This is a genomic window from Solemya pervernicosa gill symbiont (genome assembly GCF_002020875.1).
Classification (GTDB): domain Bacteria; phylum Pseudomonadota; class Gammaproteobacteria.
Window position 1 is genome coordinate 1 of record NZ_MPRL01000029.1, and the last position, 22,500, is coordinate 22,500.

Genomic DNA, 22,500 nt, shown 5'->3' on the forward strand with positions numbered 1-22,500 from the left:
TCATAGCCTCAGCACCGTAGGGGACAATACGGGTGGTCGGCATACCGACCACACCGGAGATGGCCATCTGGAAATGGAAGCGCTTCCAGTAACCGAGCAACGCCTCGACGTACCCCATCTGACGCACCTTCTGCTCCGGCACACCAAAGTGAACCCAGTCATCGAGCACCCAGCGTTCAATCGCGCTACGCAGGGCGTATTTGCGGTCTTCGGGCATGCCACCACTCTTGTCGATCACCGACTGGCAGATCGAGAGCGGGTGACGCAGGGTGAGCAGGTAGTTGGCGTTAACGCCAATCAGCTCACGGATCAGGTCGAAGTAGTAGACACCTTTCGTGAACTTCTTCGGTACAACCACGCCGTTGCGATAGGCAAGTCGACCATGTTTGCTGAAGTAGATCTCGACCATGGTCAGGTACTCGGCAAACTGCAACAGACCGTTGGTGTGCATATTCGCCTTGCCCTTGAAGGAGAGGTGCGAGAGGTGCGGAAAACCGTCATGCGCCAGGGCGTTATGGACCTTTTTATAGTCGATGTTGGCAGCGCGGAACAGCTGCTTGGTCAGATAAGTACCACCGGTACGTGGAATACCGATAACAAAGAAGAAGCGGAAGCGTGAGATCTCACGCATCTGGTCGATATTGCCGGTGAGCATCTCTTTGAAGAAGCGATAGGAGCGCAGCAGCATCTTGCTACCAATCGGATGACCCACCACAAACTGCGCCTTTTCGCGGATATCCTTAAAGCGCCCATCGTTCCTCGCTAGGCTCTCCCCCTCCTGATAGAACCACTCACCAACATCGTAGTCGCTGTCGGTCAGTGTCGCATGAACAAACTCAATGAACGCCGGTGAGGCCGGCAGCTCCTTGTCGGTCAGGGTTATGGTGACACCCATCTATCTTCTCCCAAAAAATGGGGCGCCTGGTGTACCCACCAGACGCCCTCTATGTATTGTTTATTAGATTCTAACAGCGATTAAAAACGCTGTGAAAAACGGGCATAGAAGGTTGCATCATCTACTAGCGGATCGTTATAGTCGCCAAGTGGCATTGCAACATCAAATCGCAAACGCGAAGTTCCGGCAACCGTTGCTTTCAACTCCATAGACAAACCCGCACTGTGCAACGTCTCATCGACAATCGCACCATCAATCTTTCCATCCACATGGCCGATATCATAGAAAGGTCCAACGGCAAACGACCAGCCCTCGCCTGGGGTGAAGGTGTGTGTGTAGTCAATCGTTGCAGCTGCACCATGTTCGCCCGTCTCTTTCGAGGTTCTAAAACCGCGAACACTGCCATAACCACCTATGGAGAAGAGGTCTGATGAGAGAGTAATCTCATCTGCATACTGGCCATACGCAAAGACATTGATCCGGTCCTTAGGTGTCGGGATAAATGCCAAATAGACACTAGGCTGGAAAATGATTGCTTCAGGATCTCCCGCAAATCTCGATGCGTCAGCCTCATAACGCTCATCCCCACCCAGACCATCTAGACCCGCATTAACTCGCGCACCAAGATGGAATGCGGCACGAGCTGATCTATGCGTGTAACCCAGTTCACCATAGAGTTTTCTCAAGCTGTCGTGCGTCTCTTCTATGTCAAATAGGTAGGAGATATGTTCTCTCGCCTCATAGCCGCCACGCACAGTGAACTTATGGCGCATTGTGTTGACTGGAGATGCTTTAAAACCGATACGGAAGCGCTCAGTTTCACCTGATGCCCCTAAGCCTGCTAAATCACCACCGATATCATTATCACTTCCGAAATAGCTCGCCTCGATACTTGTCGTACCCAGCGGTAGAGGCAGATCAGTATTGATATCGTAGCTATAGAAACCGTCTTCGGAATAGCGCAACTTCAATCCGTACTGCTCGCCGATACCGATCAGATTACTCAGATGAAAGATTCCGCCCACGGTTGTCTTTCCGGTCAGCTCACTGCCGTAACTATCCACACTTATCTGCTGATAGTCATCGTAGACATCGGTGACGTTCATAACCAGGTCAGTAGTACCCGCTTTTTTACCGGGTGCAACACTCAATGAACCTTTAACGCCGTGCAGGTCATCAACATTGCGGGTAATCTCTTCAGCATCTCGCTCATTGAAGATATCGCCCGAATCAACCTCATGCATTCTGGCTCGGGCCATAGCGTGACTAACACCCTTACCCTGCAGCCTTATCTCGCCAACCTTGCCCTCGTAGACCTTCACCAACAAAGTTCCAGAAGAAATATTCTGAGGAGGAGTAACTACCTTGACGAGGATATAGCCCTTCTTGAAATAGGCCTTAGCAATCTCATACTTGAGATGAGCCAGATCACTTTTGGTCATCTGACTTCCCAGATAGGGCTGGGCCAGCTCTTCAAGGGCTTTGCTCTTGAAGACCGTATTACCCTGAAAGCTTACTCGACTGACATTGGCAACAACTTCATTACCATTTTCCGGCTCTCTGAAATCGGCAACACCATCGGTAACTTCTGTCGAAGGAGACACCGGGGCCACACGCAACTCATCCTGGGGACGATCCACGACGCCAGGCATACGAGATTCCGCCTGCAGGGTTAGCGGTGCAGCCAAAACCACACCAGACACACCCACCATGCAGAGTTGACGGACCACTTTCGACAGAGACATCTGACTCAATTCCACGTTTCTCTCCATGTTATTTTTCACAGGGCATCTCCCGTCTCGCAGGAGAATTTGCTGAAGCGATTACAGAACTCCTCAGCGAGGTTCGGATCGGCAATACCATTATTGAACTGGATCTCACCGTTAGGCCCGATAGATAGAGGCGGCAATTGTCCCATCGGGTCGTACGGCGTCTTAAGTATCACGCCCTGCCAGGTGGATTCGAGAACCAACATATGTTCCCAGTCCTCCGTATAGCCCCAAACCGTATCACCACCATTTGGAGTGATAGTCACTCTGGCACGACTGTCACCTGAGACATCTTCATCTGTTACATGCGTCTGCAGATACGCCGGTGTGGCATCTGCAATGGGGTCGTAACCCAGCAGATAGATATCACCGCCAGTTGTCTGGACTCTGGTATGTGCATCTTCAACAACCTGCTCATCGACTGAGTCAACCATGGTTCTCGCCGTACCCAGCAGGAATACATCGCCATCCGCACTGGTACCAGACGAACCGTTTGTGCCTGCTGCGATATCTGCCAGGGCATACCCATAGCCTCCGACCACGGTATCCTTATCAACGGTAACCTCCACATCGATATCACCCTCGACCTTCACATCGTGCAGAGCGTAGATTGATGCTGTTCCGTAGGCGATCGCCGAATTACTACCCGACTCCGAATCCACATGGGCGCTCACTGCGACATCGTCGTAAATGACCAGGTCACCACTTGCACTGCCTGTTCCCGCAACCGCCGACATATAGGCGTTTGCGAAGACGCTACCATCGTGATTATTCTCAGCAGAGGCCGAGACATCGATATCACCCGTCAGAGTCAGATTCTCATCAGCGGTGAGCACCGCGCCTGCATTAGCACTGGCAGTTGTGAAGGATGCACTGTTGCTATACGCATATGCGTTCCCATCGACTGTCACACCACCCGTGAGCGTGAGATCACCCGTATCGGCACCACCATCAGCATTGGCATACAACATCCCCATACCATATGCACGGGCGTTGGTACCATCGTTGGCTGATGATAGCGCCTCAACAGAGACAGAAGCGCCTGAGTTGAGTATCGTGTTCGCCCCCTCAAGATTGACTACACCGTAGGCAAAGGCTCCGACATATGAGTTCGCGTTATTGCTTACTGAATCGACATCAAGAGTGAGATCAACGACACCTGTTACTTCAACATTACCCTCATCGGCTTCGGTGGTAACAAAGAGCGTGCCGGTCGCACCAGCAATCCCGTTACTTGAACCATCCACATCATTATTGCTGGCTGAAACCACACCACTTGCCAGCAGATCACCGCCTATCAAGATGTCATCCTGAGCGTGAAGCCCCATGACACCGATACCGTAGGCATTTGCAAATGCATCTTCATCGGCCTCGACACTATTACCTCTGGTCTCTGCATCTGCGGACAGCATCGCGTCGCCCCCGATCACAACAGAACCATCAGAGGCTGAAGCCATTCCGATTGCCACCGCGAGGCCATTGGCACCAGCATCGTCACCAATACCGTATGCCATCACTACGTTGTCAGCAGCCGTTGCATCTGCGCCAAACGAGAGATCCCCATCAATAGTTACACCTGTGTCCGCTGTAACAAATCCACGCGAGTATCCGATGGCGCCTGCGTGTGCCGCACCGTATTCACTGTGTATGGTGTTGCTGTTCGCATCCGCCGCTGCAGAGAAGCCCACATCACCAGAGGCGGTCACCGAACCATGCTCGGCCAGTACCAACCCGTAGGCAAGCGCCCCTGCGCCTGCGTTAACAAAATCATCCGCTGAAGCGAAGTTGCTTGAGGCCGCAGCGTCCGCCGTTACCGAGACACCTTCCACTACCACCGAGTTATAAGCCAGGATATTTCCAAAGGCCACTGCCGTCGCTCCAGCAGCCGCATCGTCATCACCGTAGGCCTCATTACCTGTGGCATCCGCCGAGGCCGCAACCTCGAAATCGCCTGTAATAGAGACATTGCCATTACTACTAATAACCGCGCCGTAGGCCACTCCGTATGCCGAAACTATCGCGTCATCTGAGGAGACATAGGCCGAGTTGTTCGATGAATCGGCCTCGGCAGAGATCTCAACATCAGCGCCGATCACTACATCATCGTCTGCGTGGATATACCCATCCGCCCTTGCTACGGCTGATGCGTACGCGTCGCCGTAATCGCTGACATAAACTTCATTGGAGGCCGACTCAGCATCTGCCGCCACCACTACACCGCCGCCTATGACCACGCTGCCGCTATCAGCAGAGACCTGTAGATCTGCGGAGGCCAGGGCATTCACCCCGTAGTCGTTGTTATCGGCACCGTAGCCAGTGCCCCTGTTACCGGATGAGAGCGCAGTGACCACCAACGAGATGTCACTACCGACATCAACGCCTTCCTGCCCCGCGATTCGTGCTGAACCGTAGGCCTGCGCGCCGGCACCGATGTTGAAACCATCGCCGTAAGCCCGGTTATTGCTGGAGACCGCATCAACCGCAACAGCTACGCCTTCACCTACATTCACTGCACCATCACTCGCAAGCAGTTCGATGTAGCCATATGCATCGGCCTCAGCCTGCGCTGTGCCGTCAGACGCTATTGCAACATTGCTTGAGGAGTAGACTGAGCTGACCACCTCAACTCCACCGTCAATGCTCACACCGCTCGCCGCAATCAACGACCCGTTGGCGTTGGCTTCGGCATCCACGTCCGCATTTTGAGTATTGGCGAATCCATAGTTACCCATGCTCTCGCCGATAGCCGACAGGGTCAGATCACCGTAGACGTGGATCTCACCGCTACCACCCTCAACCATCAGGATGGCGTCGGCATCCGCCTCTCCAGAGGCATTCGAACCACTCGTTGCTACCACGCTATTGCTCGATGCCATTGCATCGGCTGTTACGGTTAGATCACCAGCTATCGTTACCCCGTCATCGGCATCGATATCGGCACTTGCGTGCGCATCGGCATTCCCATAGGCATCATCAGAGGCGACAACCAGATTTCCGTAGCTGGTAGCCTCAGCAGACACAGCAACATCGCCCTGCAGGGAAACCGCACCGCTGGAGGCATCAATGTAACCGTAGGCAGATGCCTCGGCACTGCCATAGGCCTCGGAGCCGTCCAGCTGAGAGATGCCATTGCTGGAGGAGACAGCGACCGCAGAGACAGTGAAGTCACCGCCATCGCTCTCTGTACCAAGCGTGACACCATCCTCGCCACTGATCCAGCCGTAGGCATAGGCGTCGCCATCTGCCTCACCATTATCGCCATAGCCTGCAGTCAGACTATTTCCGATCGATTGACCCGAGGCAGAAATAGTGACATCACCACCGATTGAGACAGACCCCGATGATGCCTCAACCAGGCCATATGCCGCCGCCTCGCCACTCGCATCATGACTAGCACCATAGGCCGTCAGGGTATTTGTTGCGCTGAGTCCGGTGGCCGAGATATCGAGATCCCCACCCAGGGTCACACCATCTTCACCATAGATCCAACCATAGGCTGTAGCATCCGCATCAGCATCGAGATCGGAGCCGTAGGCGGAGAGCCCACTGTTACTAATTGTCTGGGCGCTAGCGGTGACAGTAACGGAACCCGCCACATCGACCTCGGCAGCATTTCCGTCAATGTGAGCATACCCCTCGGCACTGGCACTCATATTGACGTTGTTTCCATACTCCAGTGACGCACTATTGGACGATGAAAGGGCCGTTGTGATCACCGTGACTGAACCATCGCCACTTGCACTGCCCAGAGTGACGCCCATCTCACCATCGATATCCCCATAGGCCTCTGCATCGGCATCGAGTATCACCGCACCATAGACGGCATTGGCAGAGTTGAGTTTCGATGTGGCACCAGCCGTAATGGTTAGATCACCTACGCCTGCTACAGCACCGTAGTGTGCGTCGATATAGAGATCCGCATCGGCATCGGCCTTACCGTAGGCATCACTACCACCGGAAATGGTGTTATCCGAAGCGAGCGCCGTGGCCGTGACCGCAATATCAGTCTCTGCGGAGGCCGTACCGATCGTCACATCGCCATAGGCATCAATTGAGCCGTAGGCAATTGCATCGGCCTGGCCATAACCGTAACCCTCTGACGATGAGGCCGAGAGAATGTTTGAAACCGAGCGAGCATCAGCAGAGATCGAGACATCACCGGTGATGGTTACATCACCATAAGCGGACTGGCCGTAAGCTTCGGCCGATGCCTCGGCACCCGCCTCGGCCAATTCATCACCGTAGGCCCTGTTGCTGGTCGCACTTGCGGCTGCGGAGACATTAAAAGCACCATCCTCGGAGCCATTTATCGTTACTCCGTAGTTACCAGCCACATAGCCGTAACCTACGGCGTCGGCATCGGCCGACGCCCTGCCACTATTATCTTCACCGACCGATGCCGTGTTAGCAGTGGCCTTGGCGTCAACTTCTACTGTTACTGTACCGGTGATTGTAACCTCACCCTCATCGGCCTCGATCTCGCCGTAGCCGATCGCATCAGCACTGGCGAAGGCATTGCCATACTCGGAGAAGGCCTTATTACCCGAAGAGAGCGCATCGACACTAACAACCATCCCGCCATCGTGTGCCGCGCTACCCAGCGTGACGCCATCCTCACCGCGAATATCGACACTGCCGTATGCCTCTGCGTCCGCATCTGCATCGACATCTCTACCCAAACTTCCTTGATCAAGCGCTGAGGCAACATTGTTCAAAGACTGCGCATCAACCGTCAGCTCAACCAAACCGTTGATAGAGATCGAACCGTTATCCGCATAGATCTTGTTGTAGCCATATGCATTCGCACTCGCCAGGACCGCTCCATACTCAGAGACGACCGTGTTGTTTGATGAGAGCGCATCGACTGTCACAGAGACACCGGCTTCCGAGGAGGACTCACCGATGGTCACGCCATACTCACCTGCGATGTAAGCGACACCGTAAGCATTACCGTAGGCGTTTACATTTCCGCCGTAGGAAGCCGCACTACCGTATGCCAGATTCGACAGGGTATTGCCCTTGGTCTCGGCAGCTACATCGACAGTCACCGAACCAACGGTTTCCACCTCTCCATCAGGAGCGACGATAACCGCCTGTCCATATGCTTCGGCGCTACCAAACACCTCTCTTCCATATTCACCACCGTGCACAACACCCGCACCAACCACCGCATAGTTGCCTGAAGCGAGCGCCGAAACGGTAACATCCACCGTACCAGCACCGTAGGCGCTACCGAGAGTTACACCATCCTCGCCATAGATTTCGGCATAGCCGTAGGCATCTGCATCGACCTCTGTTTCACCTATGACATAAGAGCCATATGCCGCATTATCAATTGAGTCCGCACTTGCTGTGACTTCAACGCCACCAGTGATCACCACCTCTCCGTAATCAGCCTCGACATCGGCCCGAGCGCGACCCTCGGCACTGGCATCAAGACCGCCGTAGGAGGCGGAAACGACATTACCTGATGAGAGCGCCACTGCAGACACCGTGACGGTCCCAGCGCCACTCGCACTTCCAAGCGTTACTCCGTAGGTACCGGCAACAGAGAAGTTAGCGTCGGCATCGGCATCGGCGTCGGCGTCTTCTGCAGCCACTGCCGTGTTATTCAGCGTGGTCGCTTCAGCAGAAGCTGTGATTGAACCACTGATAAACACCGTTCCATATTCAGCATAAACCTCACCAGAAGCACTCGCCTGGGCACTTGCATTTACATTGTCCTGTGAACTGAGGTAGCCGTAGTTATTTGAGGAGAGCGCATCTGCAGTAACGGTAATATCACCGGCATGAGAGGCATCCCCTAGCGAGACACCATCAGGCCCATTCATCATCAAGTACGCAGCGGCCTCAACATCCAGATCAGCTATTGATTCAGCGCCGTAATAGGGGTCATTCGAGGTATATCCGTAGGCCTGATTTGCCAGGCCGTAGGCATCAGCCGAAACCGTTATTTCTCCAGCGCCTGTGATTGAGCCGTAGTCAGTATCAATAATGAGCGTGGCAAGCGCATCGGCACTGCCTTCCACCTGTACACCGTATTCCGCATCTGATGCGACGAGCAGATTGTTCGATGAGAGTGCATGTGCGTTAACGGTGAAGTCACCCTCAGTAGAACCACTACCCAACGTGACACCGTACTCTGCAGCCAGAAGACCAACGCCGTAACCATTCGCTTTGGCATCAACAAGCGTGCCGTAAACAGCGTCACTTGAAGCCTCGTAACTAGAGCTGTAGGCCATCAGGGTATTGTTTTTCGATTCAGCTGACCCGCTGACCGATGAGACACCGGTCACCTGGATATGACCGCCGTAACTCGAACCCAAATCTCCGTCTGCAAAGACGGTGGCCACACCATAGGCCATGGCGCTACCGAAGATATCGCCACCATAACCGACTACACCGTAGTTACCCGAGGAGAGCGCTGTCGCTGCAACATTAATCCCGCCACCGTCAGATGTTCCGATGGTTACATCACCCGCTTCAGAATCAACAAGAAGGCGTGCATTTGCATTCGCTTCTAGGTGCAGATCATTCCCATAAGACTTGGGAGTGACCACCCAGTTCTCGACAGACTGTGCATCAGCGCTCACGCCTGCAGTTCCCATAACAGTAACGCCGTAGACTGCGTCAAGAACGCCTAGACCGTAAGCATCCGCATTTGCCGTTACTACGCCATAGTCACCAACGATGCCGTAATTGTTAGAAGATTTGGCCGTTGCACTTACTGTCAGATCGCCCTCGCCTGAGGCGCTACCGAGCGTGATGCCGTTCTCAGTCACATCGAGCACAAACGCAAACGCATCTGCACTAGCACCCAGTTCTACACTGCCATAGTCACCCGAAGTGAAGCCAACATTTCCGTAAGACTCAGCATTTGCGCTGACCTCGAGAGTACCGGTAATGGTGGTCGAATTATCCTCGGGGCTGATGACACCGTATGGTGCAAGCACGTAACCGAGTGAGAGGGCATCCGCATCACCGTTGACGGTGCCGTAGCTTCCCACTTCGGCAAAGTTACTCGAAGCCAGTGCTTCAGCCGAAACCGTCATGTCACCCATCACATTGATACTGCCGTATGGGGTATAAATCGTGCCTCCGGCCAACGCCGTTGCATCAACATTCACGGTCCCGTATTCGCCCGCCACACCGTAGTTATTCGAAGAGATCGCGGTGGCTACCGCAGTCAGATCACCCGCATGTGTACCATCGCCTATTGAGACACCGTACATCGCATTGCCGTACGCCACGGCAAAGGCATTGGCGTCCACATTGACGACACCGTAGCCATCATCGGCAAAGCCGCTATTGCCCAGGGATTGCGCACTGGCAGAAGCGGCTATCGTGGTCACTGCAACCTCACCATAAGGCGCATTAACACCCGCAGTACCATAGGCATCCGCGCTGGCATGAACATCACCACCATCCGCCCCTGCAACGCCATAGTTACCCGAGGAGAGAGCTGTCGCGGTGACATCTACACCACCCTCATGTGAACTACCGCCCAGCATTACTCCGTAGAAACCCAGAATCTCGCCGTAGGCCCTTGCAAACGCATCTAGATGCACGCTACCGCCATCTGAACTCGCCGCCACATCAACACTATTGCTAACCGACTGCGCATCCGCAGTCACCTCAACAGTACCGGCCCCGTAGACCACGTTGGGTGAGAAGACATAGGCAGAGGCGGTTGCATTTGCGCTGCCCCATGCCGTTCCATATTGACTGCCAAACTGAGACATATCGTTGGCCGAGGAGATGGCGGTGGCTGTCACCTGGATATCGCCATCGCTTGAACCGCTGCCCAGCACCACGGCAGCCTCACCCATAACCACCCCGCGGGCGTTCGCATTGGCATCGGCCTCAAATGATGCACCTTCTGAATCATCACCGTAGGCGACTAAGACATTGCCATAGGTCTTGGCATCGGCCTCGACAGACATAGCTCCTGTCACCTGTGCCACACCTACCGGTGCAATCACAGCTCCATATGCTGATGCTTCAGCACTGCCATAGGCCTCAGAGCCTGCGGCTGTAATTGTGTTGGATGAGGAGAGTGCAACGGCCGAGACGTCCATCCCACCGCTTGATGAAGTACTGCCCAGCGACACACCATAGGCACCGTAGGCATAGCCATAGGCATCGGCATCGGCATTGGCTCTCACAGTATCCTCACCGACGGAAACGGTATTACCGATCGATTCTGCGGTTGCATCAATCCTGACCGTGCCATCAACATCGACCACGCCATCATCGGCTTCGACATAACCGTAGGCGGATGCGTAGGCATCAGCCACTGCAAAATCACCATAGGAGGCCGTGACAATATTGCCACTGGCAAGCGCATCGGCCGTCACAACCAGATCGGAGTCGTTGATCATGGAAACGCCAGCACCATATTCGCTATAGATACGGCCAGTGGCATTGGCGCTGGCTCGAGCGTTAGCACCTGAACCGTAGGCGTTTACCGTGTTTCCATAGGTCTCGGCATCTGCTGCGACAGAGACATCACCATCGACAGTCACTGCACCATATTCAGTAATGATTTGACCATCGGCAGATGCAAGCGCAGATGCAAGCGCGCCAACGCCATAACTGGCAGAGACCAGATTCGAGCTGCTTAAGGCCACCGCATTTACGTCAAGGTCGCCAGTCAGCGAGACACCATATTTACCGTTGATAGTGGCTGTTGCGTCACCATAGGCATTCGCGACCAATAAATCGGATGGGATCACACCATATCCAACGACACTGTTTCCATAGGTCTCAGCCGAGGCGGTTACACCCAAATCGCCGGTGACGCTTACCATGCCACCGTATGCTGCAGAGCCATTCTCGCCATAGGCCGTTACCACCAGATCAGCCTCAACGGAGGCATCGGCACGCGCAAACTCTTCAATCACATCAACCGTATTATCACTGGAGAGGCCGTATGCCTCGACATCTCCACTACCATTGATGGTGACTGAGTCCTGCGCGAGGATAGTCGCATTAGCATCAGCAGATGCATTTGCGTATGCACCGTACTGGCCACCGTCAACCGTATTGTTTAGCGTCTGAGCTGATGCGAGCACATCAAAACCCGACATTGCAACAAACGCGCTACCGCTGCTTGTGCCGTCATCGACTGAAACGTTGAGCTGTGCATCCGCCATCGCAGCTGCTATTGCACCATAACCAAGGAGAGGAACATCAACGTTATTGCTGTTCGTCAGGGCATCGGCAGTCACACTAATACCGTAATCGGTCTCGAATGAGAGTTCTGCATCAATATCAACCGAGGCCGCGGCACGCGCCATCGCATAGGCACCATAGGAGGCCGAAGCATCGTTATCGATACTGTCCGCAGTCGCCGAAACGGTTACATCGTCATTAATCGTAACCCCACCATCGACCGCCTGCAGTGATAGCTCAGCATCGGCATAGGCATTAGCAATGCCGTATGAAGCGCCACCATCGACAACGTCCTTGGCTACCACGGTATTCTCATCTGAAAGCGCATCGACATCGATCGTAATCGCATCAACCGTTATACCGTCGGTGACCGTGACCCCGCTGCTAATCACGCTCATCAGACCATAGGCTGCCGCACCACCGTGCGCATAATCTCCCTCGGCCTTAACATTATTCTTTAACGACTGCGCATCGACATCGATAGATACCGAGCCCTCGACCGTCGCATCGCCACTCGCGCTCACCATCAACGTGCCATAAGCCACAGCACCGCCATAGGCCACATCACTATTATCGGCAGACGCGTGATTCTGTGAGCTAATCGCTGAAGCAGTAACCTGATTGCTGTCACCGTGGAGAATCACATCCTCATTAGCCATGAAGCTGGCATTTGCTATCGCCGTGACCGTAGTGATCGCAACAGCAGATTCTGCCGTCGCACTATTGTTATATCCGTAGGCATTTGCAGCTACGTTCACACTGCCATCCAGCTCGATATCAGCCTCATTTGCAGTAATACTCAAATCCGCACTAGCGAAAACTGACGCCTCTGCACCATCGTCTGCTGTCGTAACCGCACTGTTGTTGTTGGCGGTTACACCTGCCGTTACGCTGTAGAGCGCCGGAGATCCATCACTGCTCAGATGCACGCCATCTGCCACAAGTGTGGCGGCGGCGGTTGCCCGCGCACGGACCGACGCACCCGAACCGTCAATTGCACGATTTGAGGAGGAGAGGGTCTGCGCATCAACGCTCAGATCGCCATTGAGACGAATATTATTACCCGCCGTGACGTCAAGAGTAGCCATAGCCGAGGCCGTCTCATCAGTACCACCGGTATTCAAGTTGTGATCGGCCTGCGCAGTTACTGAGACATCGCCATTAATCACCACATCCGCACTGGTGCCGAAGGCGTGAAGATCAACATCGGCGAGCGCTGTCTGATCATTGCCGTCGCCAGCATGCACGTCGATCGATCCGATATTCAGATCGCCGTTACCCGCCTTAACCTCAAGTGCACCGCCATCGGTGATCTCGACATTACCGATGGCGATTGTGCCACCGGAATAGATTTGGCCCGATGCGGCATCCGTATTCGTTCCGACTGAGGTATTCAGGGTACGTATACGGATATCACCCGAGGTGGTCTTGATCGTGTTATCGGTATTGGCAAAAGCGATTGAACCAGACGTGCCACTAATTGTCTGCAGCGTAATGTTGCCCGAACCACCACTCAATACCCCATCGGTCACCAGATCGCTCAGAGTAATGGATTTTGTAGCCTCAATTCTGACATCCGTTCCGCCCTGCGAAAGGGTCTCGATCTGATCTTCTTTGATATAAGTAGTAGAACCTGCAGTACCTGCTGCGGTTGAAAGCACTGTTCCAGTGCCAAAAGCCGATGCTGCCGTTGTAGCCGCCTGATCCAAAATAACAATGTGAGCCGGATCAATTAACAGCTCACCATTAGCACCGTTGGGTGCCGAGGCATCAACATCCCCCTTAAAGACAACCTTGTTAGCGCTGACCTCAACAAAACCACCGTCACCTGTCTCATCACCACCACGCGCAGAAATCTTCGCGCCTTCTTTGAAGTAGTTGATCTGGTCAGCCCAGGTGAGCACGGTACCACCGTCACCATTGGCACCTGCATCTGCACTAATCACTGCGCCATCATTGATTTCGATGCTTCCACGGCTATCGAGCAGCACGGTACCGCCGTTTCCATCTTCAGCGAAGGCATCCGCGTCGATCACACCATTCAGACCGATAATGCTATCGATCATCTGTGATGCGGTTTCTGCAGTAATGGTGATCAAACCAGAGCGCGCACGAAGGGTGCCGCTGTTATCGACACCAAGCTTGTCACCCTCAGCAGCAATCACATCCGCATTTTCATCTGAGACGACGAAGTTGATCAGGCCATCACCCTTCAGATCGAGCGAGAAGCTGTTGGTGCCCGCAAGATGAACCTCGCCGAGGTCAGCCTGCACATAACCGGTATTCTCTACGTAGGGCGCAGCAAGAATGGCGAAGCCGCCCTCGGAGACGGTGATGTAACCGTGGTTGATAACGTTGCCGGTGCCGCTACCGATGAAGGAGAACCTGCCGTCATCTTCATTGAGGGTATTGGCAGTGGTGGCGATCAGAGAGCCGACGTTAACCTGTGAAGTACCGTGGAAGGTAATACCAGCGTCATTAATAATGAAGACGCGACCGTTGGCAGTCAGCGCGCCTCTTAGCTCACTTGGTACTCCACCGATTACACGGTTGATCGCAATAGAGAGTTCATTGGGTTGAGCGAAGGTGATCGATTCACCGACTTCACTGGAGAAGTCTTGCCAGTCGATATCCAATCGATTCGTTGTTTGATCTATTAAGGTATCGGCATCGTTCTGGGTAATGCTACCTGAACCGACTGTGATCTCTCCGCCAACCGGACCGGCATTGGCTGAAACCGTGGTGAAAACAAGGGTTCCTGCCAGCGTTAGCCGCGCACATACCGAAACTTCCTGTTTGTTACGTTTCGCACGACGCCAGTGGAACAGTTCCTTTTTCTGAACGGTGATCATCTTTTCTTCTCCTAGCCGCAGCTGCCACTGCGATAGTTAAAATTCTTATTTAAGACCGCTATCAAAACGGCCTTCGCATACCTTCACAAATTAGTTAGCGTTGCATTCTGAGACTTCCGTCACAATCAAGTCAACACCCCATATTAAATAAGGAGTTACTAATTTATTAATGTGACACAATTAACAGAATCTATCCTATTGATATGACTCTAAAGTGGCGCAATATCGACACTTCGCCCGCCCAGAATCAGGAATATTTAGTCCCTTTACTCGGACTCGTATCAGACCCCACCTCGTGATTCGCCATCAACATTGCGCTGTAACGATTCAACCCACAAAACCACAGCGCCCCACCCCGCCATATCCTAACTGGCATACGACGGGATGGGGCACTGTGATTAACGCGCTGTAGTCTCTACTTAGAAGCGCAGATCGATCGCCTCTCGAGGGAAGTTCAGACCCAGGCTCTTCCAGAACGCCTCCACCTCATCAACCACCTGCTTGGCCATCGCCTCCTCGTCTGCCTGGAACTCGGGTGGCTCAGCGACTTTGAACTCCTCTGGCTCGATATCAACACCGAAGTCTTCAAACAACTGGCCAGCCGCACCAGTCATAGCCTCAGCACCGTAGGGGACAATACGGGTGGTCGGCATACCGACCACACCGGAGATGGCCATCTGGAAATGGAAGCGCTTCCAGTAACCGAGCAGTTTCGCGATCGAAATTGATGTTTCTCTGTACGAACTCATCAGCCGCCTTTTGATAGCGCTCATCCTCACAGAGCTGCTTGAACTTATTGGCCATGCCGCCCTGACGTAGCTTTGGAGCAGCAAGACCAACACCCAGTGCCGCCACACGGCTGGCAAGAATCATCTGTTCAAGTTGAAGTGGCAGTAGCAGTTGAGGCAAACCCGCCAACAGCAGAGAGGCGATGGTACCGTGATTGGCGTTAGTTATAGCTACCTGCGCACTTTTACCCACCAGCCCCATATCGAGCGGCTGATCGACAAACTTCAGTGTCTTTGAGCTAAATCGATCCTTGGTCTCCTGCTTGATACCATCGCCATATATCAGTGTCGGATTTCCGAACTTATTGAGCATCTGCAGTAGTGCCGGGAGGGTTTTAAATGGCTTGAGATAGGCAAACACACGCTTGCCTCTTCCTTCAGGCCAGCCAGGTTCTACGCCTGGCTTATCTGGTCCTATACCGAGATATTCGCAATCATCACGCCCTCCATAGTGATCGAGTTCTTTGAAGGTTCTAAAGAGCTTGCGATCGACATCAAACATCGATTTCCAGGAGTTGATCTCGGGGAGAGCAAGCCGCTTGGTTACTTCGAGGATTTTGTCGAGCACCTGCTGTTCGTCACTTCGAACCTTTTCATCATCGGTCTTGGGACTGGTGAAGAGCATCGGCAGCTGTTCATCGGAAGGGGGAATGAAAAACCCACTGCCAATTAAAATTCGCTTTAGTTCAAAGCCTTTAGAGGTGATCAAGGCGCTCGGACTGTGGTCAAGTACTACTAGGTCGGGTTTGACCATCCTGTAGAGCTCCTGCCATGCACGTACCAGTGCAGTCAGGCGATAGACATCGGAGAAGCCGGTGTTATGAATGATCTGCGCATAGCTGTTGGTGGGGCGAATCGGTGCCTCGATCTTCTTTACCTGCGAAGGCGCCTGGATGTAGCGAATCCCGGTTCCCTCGAACAGTCGTTCGGCGCGTGAGAGTTCACGCATTGCAAAGACCACGTCATGACCATTATCAACCAAACGCTTTGCTGCGTTGATATAGGGCATCACATGCCCCATGCCTGCGCCTAGCTCCCAGGTAAACAGCACAACCGACATCCAACACTCCTTGATAATGACAGGCACAACCAACTACACCAGGTAACTTCGATATACGCAAAGCAACCTGAAGAGCAGTCAGACTATTAGAGAAAATGGTGCCGACACGAGGACTTGAACCCCGAACCTACTGATTACAAATCAGTTGCACTACCAGTTGTGCTATGTCGGCTATATAGATGGGCAACGGGCCTGCGCCAATTGCAAGCTGCGCATTCTAGACCAACATCACTGTAATGCCAATTATTTACACGCCATTCTGTTCAACTGAGCCTCGGGTGAGATAGCCTCAATCTCACTCCATAGGGCCTCACTGAGCGCATTTTTACCACGATAATCTAGCCAGTAACGCGTCTCTTTCTTCATGCGATCTTCAATCTGTGGCTTAAAGCCCATCTTTTCGATCACACGCTTGCGCTGCACAGCACTCTGTTTCTGTTTAAACACACCGAGTGATACGGCATTTTTTCTACCACTGGCAAGCACAACAAAATAGTCCTGGATGCCCATTTCAGAGAGTTTTGTGGCAGCCTCAAGTGCCTTGGTGCGACTTGTATATGGCGGCAATAGCACCCAGTAACCAAATCGTTCTTCAACAAAGGTTCTGCGTTTACTGCTTGATAAACCAGCAGCAGATATTTTCTCAGCACTCTGACTTGCATGATCGTCACTCTTAAAGGGACCGATCTCAAAACAGATATCTTGCGAAGGTGGTGGCTCCACCACAACAGCAACGGGGGGGACGAATGGCATAGGAGCCGATACAGGCTCGACACGATTAATCAGCTGTTGCTCAGATGTATCAACCCATTCGCTAAGTAGCTGCAGCTTTGCTACATCATCCGCAATCGGTGCAATCGTGACAGCGCCATCAACACTCGTTTCATTGATATAGAGCCAGCCGAAGAGGCCTAGATTACAGATAAGTAGCAAGATGAAGAGCTTTTTCATTCTATTCCCGTGGAGAGTAACGCCAATCCTTTAAGTACCAGTTCATGGTCATGTCTGATTGTTATTCTAAAATACGGCAGAAGACACGAAGCATCACCACCGGTGATCACAACTACCGGTTCCGATTCTAATTCGTGTTTGTACTGCGCCACAACCCGCTCGATAAGTGCGACAACACTTTGCACAGAGCCACTAACTATAGCGTCGTCAGTATTTCGTGCCCACTGCCCGACTTGACCACGACTCGATAGTTCAATCCCAGACGTATTCTTCCCCAATACCTCTTGCATCATCTGAACACCAGGGGTTATTAAGCCACCTAGATGTTGGCCTGCACCATTTAGGCAGTCGATCGTGACCGCCGTGCCGCAGTCCACCACAATTGTCTCTCTTTCGTAATCCTTCCATGCAGCCAGCATCGCCATCCAACGATCTACACCCAGCTTTTCTGGGGTGTCATATCCATTTGTGACACCAAATAACGACTGAGTTGATCGTACAAACTCGGCATCTATTCCCCACAATTCTTTGCTGACTGTTTGTATTGTTCGATTTACCTTCTCAGATGAAACTGTCGACACCAACACTCTTTGAGGGATATCGGTCACACTCCATGCCGCAGTGAGTTGAGCATCAAAACGATCTAAATCAGGGATTAATACTCGAGCTTCTATCTCTCCATAGGCATTAAACGGTGCCCACTTTAATCGTGAATTCCCAGAATCGACTAGCAGTATCATTCTGTGACTCTCAGGCTCACTTCGCCTGATGCATATGATCGAACCACACCATCTGACTCAATTCGTATAGAACCCAATGAGTCTATACCGCGCGCAATTCCATCAATCCTTTTGTTGCCAAGTTGCAGGCTGACCTTTTGATTAACAACTGCATCAGCCAAGCTCCACTCTTCAATAAACTGTTCGAAACCACTGTTATCAAGTACAGAACAGGCATCTAGAATGGACTCAATTAACGCACCCGTCAGTTCGTTTCGTGAGGGCAAGTTATCACCAACTATAGAACTGAGATCAATCCATGGTTGGTCGATATTAGTGCCATTAGGCATACGATAGTTTATACCAACACCCACTACCATTTTACATTCAGATAGTGGGTCACCAGACAATTCAACTAAGACACCGCCAAGCTTCTTACCTTTCCACATTAGATCGTTCGGCCACTTTACGCTTAGCTCACACGGCATAAGTGAAAGGATGGCTTTCCGCACTGCCAATCCAATAGCTAGACTAATACCGCCAAGATCAGCCACGCCTCGATCAAATGAATAAAATAATGATAGATAGATGCTTGCAGCAAAAGGCGAGCACCAATTCCTACCGCGACGCCCCCGCCCCTCACTCTGATACTCAGCAACAACTGCTCTAGGCTTAACCCAATCATTATCAATCCGTTCCATAAGATAACTATTGGTCGAGGGAACCGACTCGAGCACCAGTAGTTGCTCTAGGTTCCTGTCTTTATTGGTCATATATTCACTACAGATTTTATGTGATTCGAGCAACTCAACCGAATGTTCAAGTGAATATCCTCGCCCACGTATCGCAAATATTGTCATCCCCATTTTTTGTAGCAACTTAATACTTTTCCAAACAGCAGCCCGACTGACTCCCAATTCCCTACCCAGCTCTTCGCCTGAGTGGAAGCGTCCATTTGAGAGCAACTGTAAAAGATTGTGATGCATACTCATGCGAGCCATTGTAACAGTGGAAATCGATTCCTACGTGAAAGCAGTTTGAAGAGATAAAGATTTGTATCTAGTTGCCGATCTAACGTATAGCATTCTAGCTCATTGCTTTATAAGCCACTTTTAATATACGAAAAATAGGAACAGGTTTTCGCAATTAGGATCTAATTAAGCTTAAATGAGGGTATAGAAGGGAATTTTCGCATAAGAATAACGGGTGAATATAATGAAAAGCAGCATCCTTAAACAGCTCCTCTACTCTTTCCTCGCCTTTGGCCTATTCATGGGCATGGTATTTCCTCTCTACGCTCAATTTTTTGTCGAGTGGAAAGAGGGAATGAAGCTCTGGTTTATTGTTGGATGCCTAATAGCCGGCACATCAATTGGCGTCATTAACTATGTGCTGGTCAATATTGTTCTATTAAGGAAAGTAAGACGCATTTCAGATGTTGCAAAGGCTGTCAGTCAAAATGATATCTCACATCAGTGCACCATCGAGAGCAATGACGTTATTGGAGAGATCGTGAACAGCGTCAACCAGATGACCGAAAATCTTCGCCATATGATTTCGCAGATATCAGACTCATCATCCCATCTGACTCAATCAAGTGAGCTACTCCAGACCATTACAAGCGAAACAAGCCATAGAGTTAATCAGCAACAGGTCGAAACTGAGCAGGTTGCAAATGCCATGAACGAGATGTCTTCTATGGTGCAAAACGTTGCTCACCACGCCGAACAGGCAGCAGAAGCCGCGAAACAAGCCGATATTGATGCCAACAAGGGTCATCAAGTTGTGAATAGCACTATCAATAGCATCAACACTCTAGCGAGCGAAGTTGAGAAAGCGACCACTGTAATCAATAAACTAGAAGCAGATAGCGAAAACGTTGGTGTCGTTCTGGATGTTATTAAAGGGATCGCAGAACAGACAAATCTACTAGCACTGAATGCTGCGATAGAAGCCGCTCGTGCTGGTGAACAAGGTAGGGGATTCGCTGTTGTCGCCGACGAAGTTCGCACGCTCGCCTCACGGACTCAGGAATCAACGCAAGAGATTCAAGAGATAATTGAACATCTTCAAGAGGGAGCTCGTAATGCCGCAGCAGCAATGCAGGTCGGAAGTAATCAGACTCAAACAAGCGTGACTCAGGCAGGAGAAGCTGGAGCAGCATTGGCTTCAATTGCTAGTGCTGTCACAAATATCTCGGAGATGACATCTCAAATAGCCAATTCATCTAGTGAACAGGAAAGAATGTCAGAAGAGATCAACAATAACGTAGTCAATATTAGTGACTCTGCTAAAGAGACAGCCATAAGCGTACAGCAGACCTCAGAATCTAGTAACGAGATGGGACAACTAACATCCAAGTTGGAATCACTGATTCAACGCTTCAAAGTTTAATGAAGCACTAATTATGGTACAGAGGCGGACTATTTAGATTGTGCTAGCTGCTTTGACGCCTTAACTCTATAACCAGAAGAAAACCACCTTTAGTCGGTAGCTGCTTCCGCTAGAGCACAAGGTAACGAATTACTTCAATGGTTATTCACCTTGCAACACTATTGACTGAACGTTCACACCCAGATCGAACGCTTTCCACTTAACAATCCATGACATAGAAAACCAATACACAGCTAAGATGACGTTCTTTGGTTCTATTTAAAACAAACCACTCTTTGCCTTAAAACCCTCAATAGCCATTGAATAATATGCTTGCTTGAAGCGCTGAACTACACTGAGTGATCTTTATGACAAACTAACAAACAAAAAAAAACCCTGTACAGATGTACAGGGTTTTTTAGCTTAAGGTCCTGGCAGTGTCCTACTTTCACATGGGGAAGCCCCACACTATCATCGGCGCTGAGCAGTTTCACTTCCGAGTTCGAGATGGGATCGGGTGGTTCCTACTCGCTATTGCCGCCAGGAAAATCTGAGACAAACGTCATAGACGCTTATCTATAATTCAAGAATGAATAGACTTAATGTGTTGCATTCGAGATAGTTCATACAACACAAACTGCTTGGGTGTTATATGGTCAAGCCTCACGGGCAATTAGTACTAGTTAGCTTCACGCATTACTGCGCTTCCACACCTAGCCTATCAACGTCGTAGTCTTCAACGGCCCTTCAAGGACTTCAAGAGTCCAGGGAGATCTCATCTTGAGGGAGGCTTCCCGCTTAGATGCTTTCAGCGGTTATCCCGTCCGTACATAGCTACCCGGCAATGCCACTGGCGTGACAACCGGAACACCAGAGGTACGTCCACTCCGGTCCTCTCGTACTAGGAGCAGCTCCTCTCAAATCTCCAACGCCCACGGCAGATAGGGACCGAACTGTCTCACGACGTTCTAAACCCAGCTCGCGTACCACTTTAAATGGCGAACAGCCATACCCTTGGGACCGGCTACAGCCCCAGGATGTGATGAGCCGACATCGAGGTGCCAAACTCCTCCGTCGATATGAACTCTTGGGAGGAATCAGCCTGTTATCCCCGGAGTACCTTTTATCCGTTGAGCGATGGCCCTTCCATACAGAGCCACCGGATCACTATAACCTACTTTCGTACCTGCTCGACGTGTATGTCTCGCAGTCAAGCACCCTTATGCTATTGCACTCATTGCGCGATTTCCGACCGCGCTGAGGGTACCTTTGTGCTCCTCCGTTACTCTTTGGGAGGAGACCGCCCCAGTCAAACTACCCACCATACACTGTCCCCGATCCGGATAACGGACCTGGGTTAGAACCTCAAGCATGTCAGGCTGGTATTTCAAGGTTGGCTCCACCACAACTGGCGTCATGGTTTCAAAGCCTCCCAGCTATCCTACACAGACATACTCAAAGTTCAGTGCAAAGCTGTAGTAAAGGTTCACGGGGTCTTTCCGTCTAGCCGCGGGTATACGGCATCTTCACCGCAATTTCAATTTCACTGAGTCTCGGGTGGAGACAGTGTGGCCATCGTTACGCCATTCGTGCAGGTCGGAACTTACCCGACAAGGAATTTCGCTACCTTAGGACCGTTATAGTTACGGCCGCCGTTTACCGGGGCTTCGATCAAGAGCTTCGTCCGAGGACTAACCCCATCAATTAACCTTCCGGCACCGGGCAGGCGTCACACCCTATACGTCCACTTACGTGTTTGCAGAGTGCTGTGTTTTTAATAAACAGTCGCAGCCACCTGGTTTTTGCAACCCTCTTCTGCTCCGCCCGCAGGGGCATCACATACCAAGGGCGTACCTTCTCCCGAAGTTACGGTACCATTTTGCCTAGTTCCTTCACCCGAGTTCTCTCAAGCGCCTTAG

General features: G+C 51.8%; 9 protein-coding genes, 1 tRNA gene and 2 rRNA genes (1 of these 12 only partly in view). 1 reads left to right on the forward strand and 11 read right to left on the reverse strand.

Annotation, left to right across the window (positions count from 1 at the left end):
* The 9 genes from BOW52_RS08300 to birA form a co-directional block, all read right to left on the reverse strand.
* Positions 1–895, reverse strand: an 895-nt coding sequence (locus tag BOW52_RS08300; protein ID WP_135622179.1) for a hypothetical protein, incomplete at its 3' end; no start/stop codon positions are given.
* Between the two features lie 80 nt (positions 896–975).
* Positions 976–2,679 carry a ShlB/FhaC/HecB family hemolysin secretion/activation protein gene (locus BOW52_RS08305; RefSeq protein ID WP_078483625.1) on the reverse strand — a complete coding sequence of 568 codons (1,704 nt, stop codon included), beginning with the start codon at positions 2,677–2,679 and terminating at the stop codon, positions 976–978.
* Positions 2,676–14,690: a two-partner secretion domain-containing protein gene (locus BOW52_RS08310; protein ID WP_078483626.1), complete on the reverse strand. Its 12,015-nt coding sequence runs from the start codon at positions 14,688–14,690 to the stop codon at positions 2,676–2,678. Before BOW52_RS08310 ends, BOW52_RS08305 begins: the two co-directional genes overlap by 4 nt.
* 419 nt (positions 14,691–15,109) lie before the next feature.
* Complete coding sequence (locus BOW52_RS17010) at positions 15,110–15,367, reverse strand: hypothetical protein (RefSeq protein ID WP_078483627.1); 258 nt, start codon at positions 15,365–15,367, stop codon at positions 15,110–15,112.
* Positions 15,309–16,538, reverse strand: coding sequence for a hypothetical protein (locus BOW52_RS08315; RefSeq protein ID WP_078483628.1), 1,230 nt, complete (start codon positions 16,536–16,538; stop codon positions 15,309–15,311). The genes BOW52_RS17010 and BOW52_RS08315 overlap by 59 nt, the downstream gene beginning before the upstream one ends.
* A 96-nt stretch (positions 16,539–16,634) precedes the next feature.
* Positions 16,635–16,710, reverse strand: a tRNA-Thr gene (locus BOW52_RS08320).
* Positions 16,711–16,781: 71 nt separating this feature from the next.
* Positions 16,782–17,489 (reverse strand): SPOR domain-containing protein, encoded by a 708-nt coding sequence (locus BOW52_RS08325; protein ID WP_135622180.1) that lies wholly within the window; start codon positions 17,487–17,489, stop codon positions 16,782–16,784.
* Positions 17,486–18,229 (reverse strand): type III pantothenate kinase, encoded by a 744-nt coding sequence (locus tag BOW52_RS08330; RefSeq protein WP_078483629.1) that lies wholly within the window; start codon positions 18,227–18,229, stop codon positions 17,486–17,488. Before BOW52_RS08330 ends, BOW52_RS08325 begins: the two co-directional genes overlap by 4 nt.
* Entirely contained in the window at positions 18,226–19,200 is a 975-nt protein-coding gene (birA, locus tag BOW52_RS08335) for a bifunctional biotin--[acetyl-CoA-carboxylase] ligase/biotin operon repressor BirA (protein WP_172840269.1), read from the reverse strand. The genes BOW52_RS08330 and birA overlap by 4 nt, the downstream gene beginning before the upstream one ends.
* Positions 19,201–19,423: 223 nt before the next feature.
* On the opposite strand from birA, the gene BOW52_RS08340 reads away from it, so the two are divergent.
* A complete protein-coding gene (locus tag BOW52_RS08340) occupies positions 19,424–20,602 on the forward strand; it encodes a methyl-accepting chemotaxis protein (protein ID WP_078483631.1) in 1,179 nt (392 codons plus the stop codon).
* A gap of 408 nt (positions 20,603–21,010) precedes the next feature.
* Here BOW52_RS08340 and rrf read toward each other — a convergent pair.
* Positions 21,011–21,126 (reverse strand): 5S ribosomal RNA (gene rrf, locus BOW52_RS08345).
* A gap of 107 nt (positions 21,127–21,233) precedes the next feature.
* Positions 21,234–22,500, reverse strand: a 23S ribosomal RNA gene (locus BOW52_RS08350); it runs 1,615 nt beyond the window's last position.

Coding starts and splice junctions, on each gene's coding strand:
- BOW52_RS08310 (WP_078483626.1), bottom strand. CDS start 14,690: ATGATCACCGTTCAGAAAAAGGAACTGTTCCACTGGCGTCGTGCGAAA.
- BOW52_RS17010 (WP_078483627.1), bottom strand. CDS start 15,367: ATGGCCATCTCCGGTGTGGTCGGTATGCCGACCACCCGTATTGTCCCC.
- BOW52_RS08315 (WP_078483628.1), bottom strand. CDS start 16,538: ATGTCGGTTGTGCTGTTTACCTGGGAGCTAGGCGCAGGCATGGGGCAT.
- BOW52_RS08325 (WP_135622180.1), bottom strand. CDS start 17,489: ATGAAAAAGCTCTTCATCTTGCTACTTATCTGTAATCTAGGCCTCTTC.
- BOW52_RS08330 (WP_078483629.1), bottom strand. CDS start 18,229: ATGATACTGCTAGTCGATTCTGGGAATTCACGATTAAAGTGGGCACCG.
- birA (WP_172840269.1), bottom strand. CDS start 19,200: ATGAGTATGCATCACAATCTTTTACAGTTGCTCTCAAATGGACGCTTC.
- BOW52_RS08340 (WP_078483631.1), top strand. CDS start 19,424: ATGAAAAGCAGCATCCTTAAACAGCTCCTCTACTCTTTCCTCGCCTTT.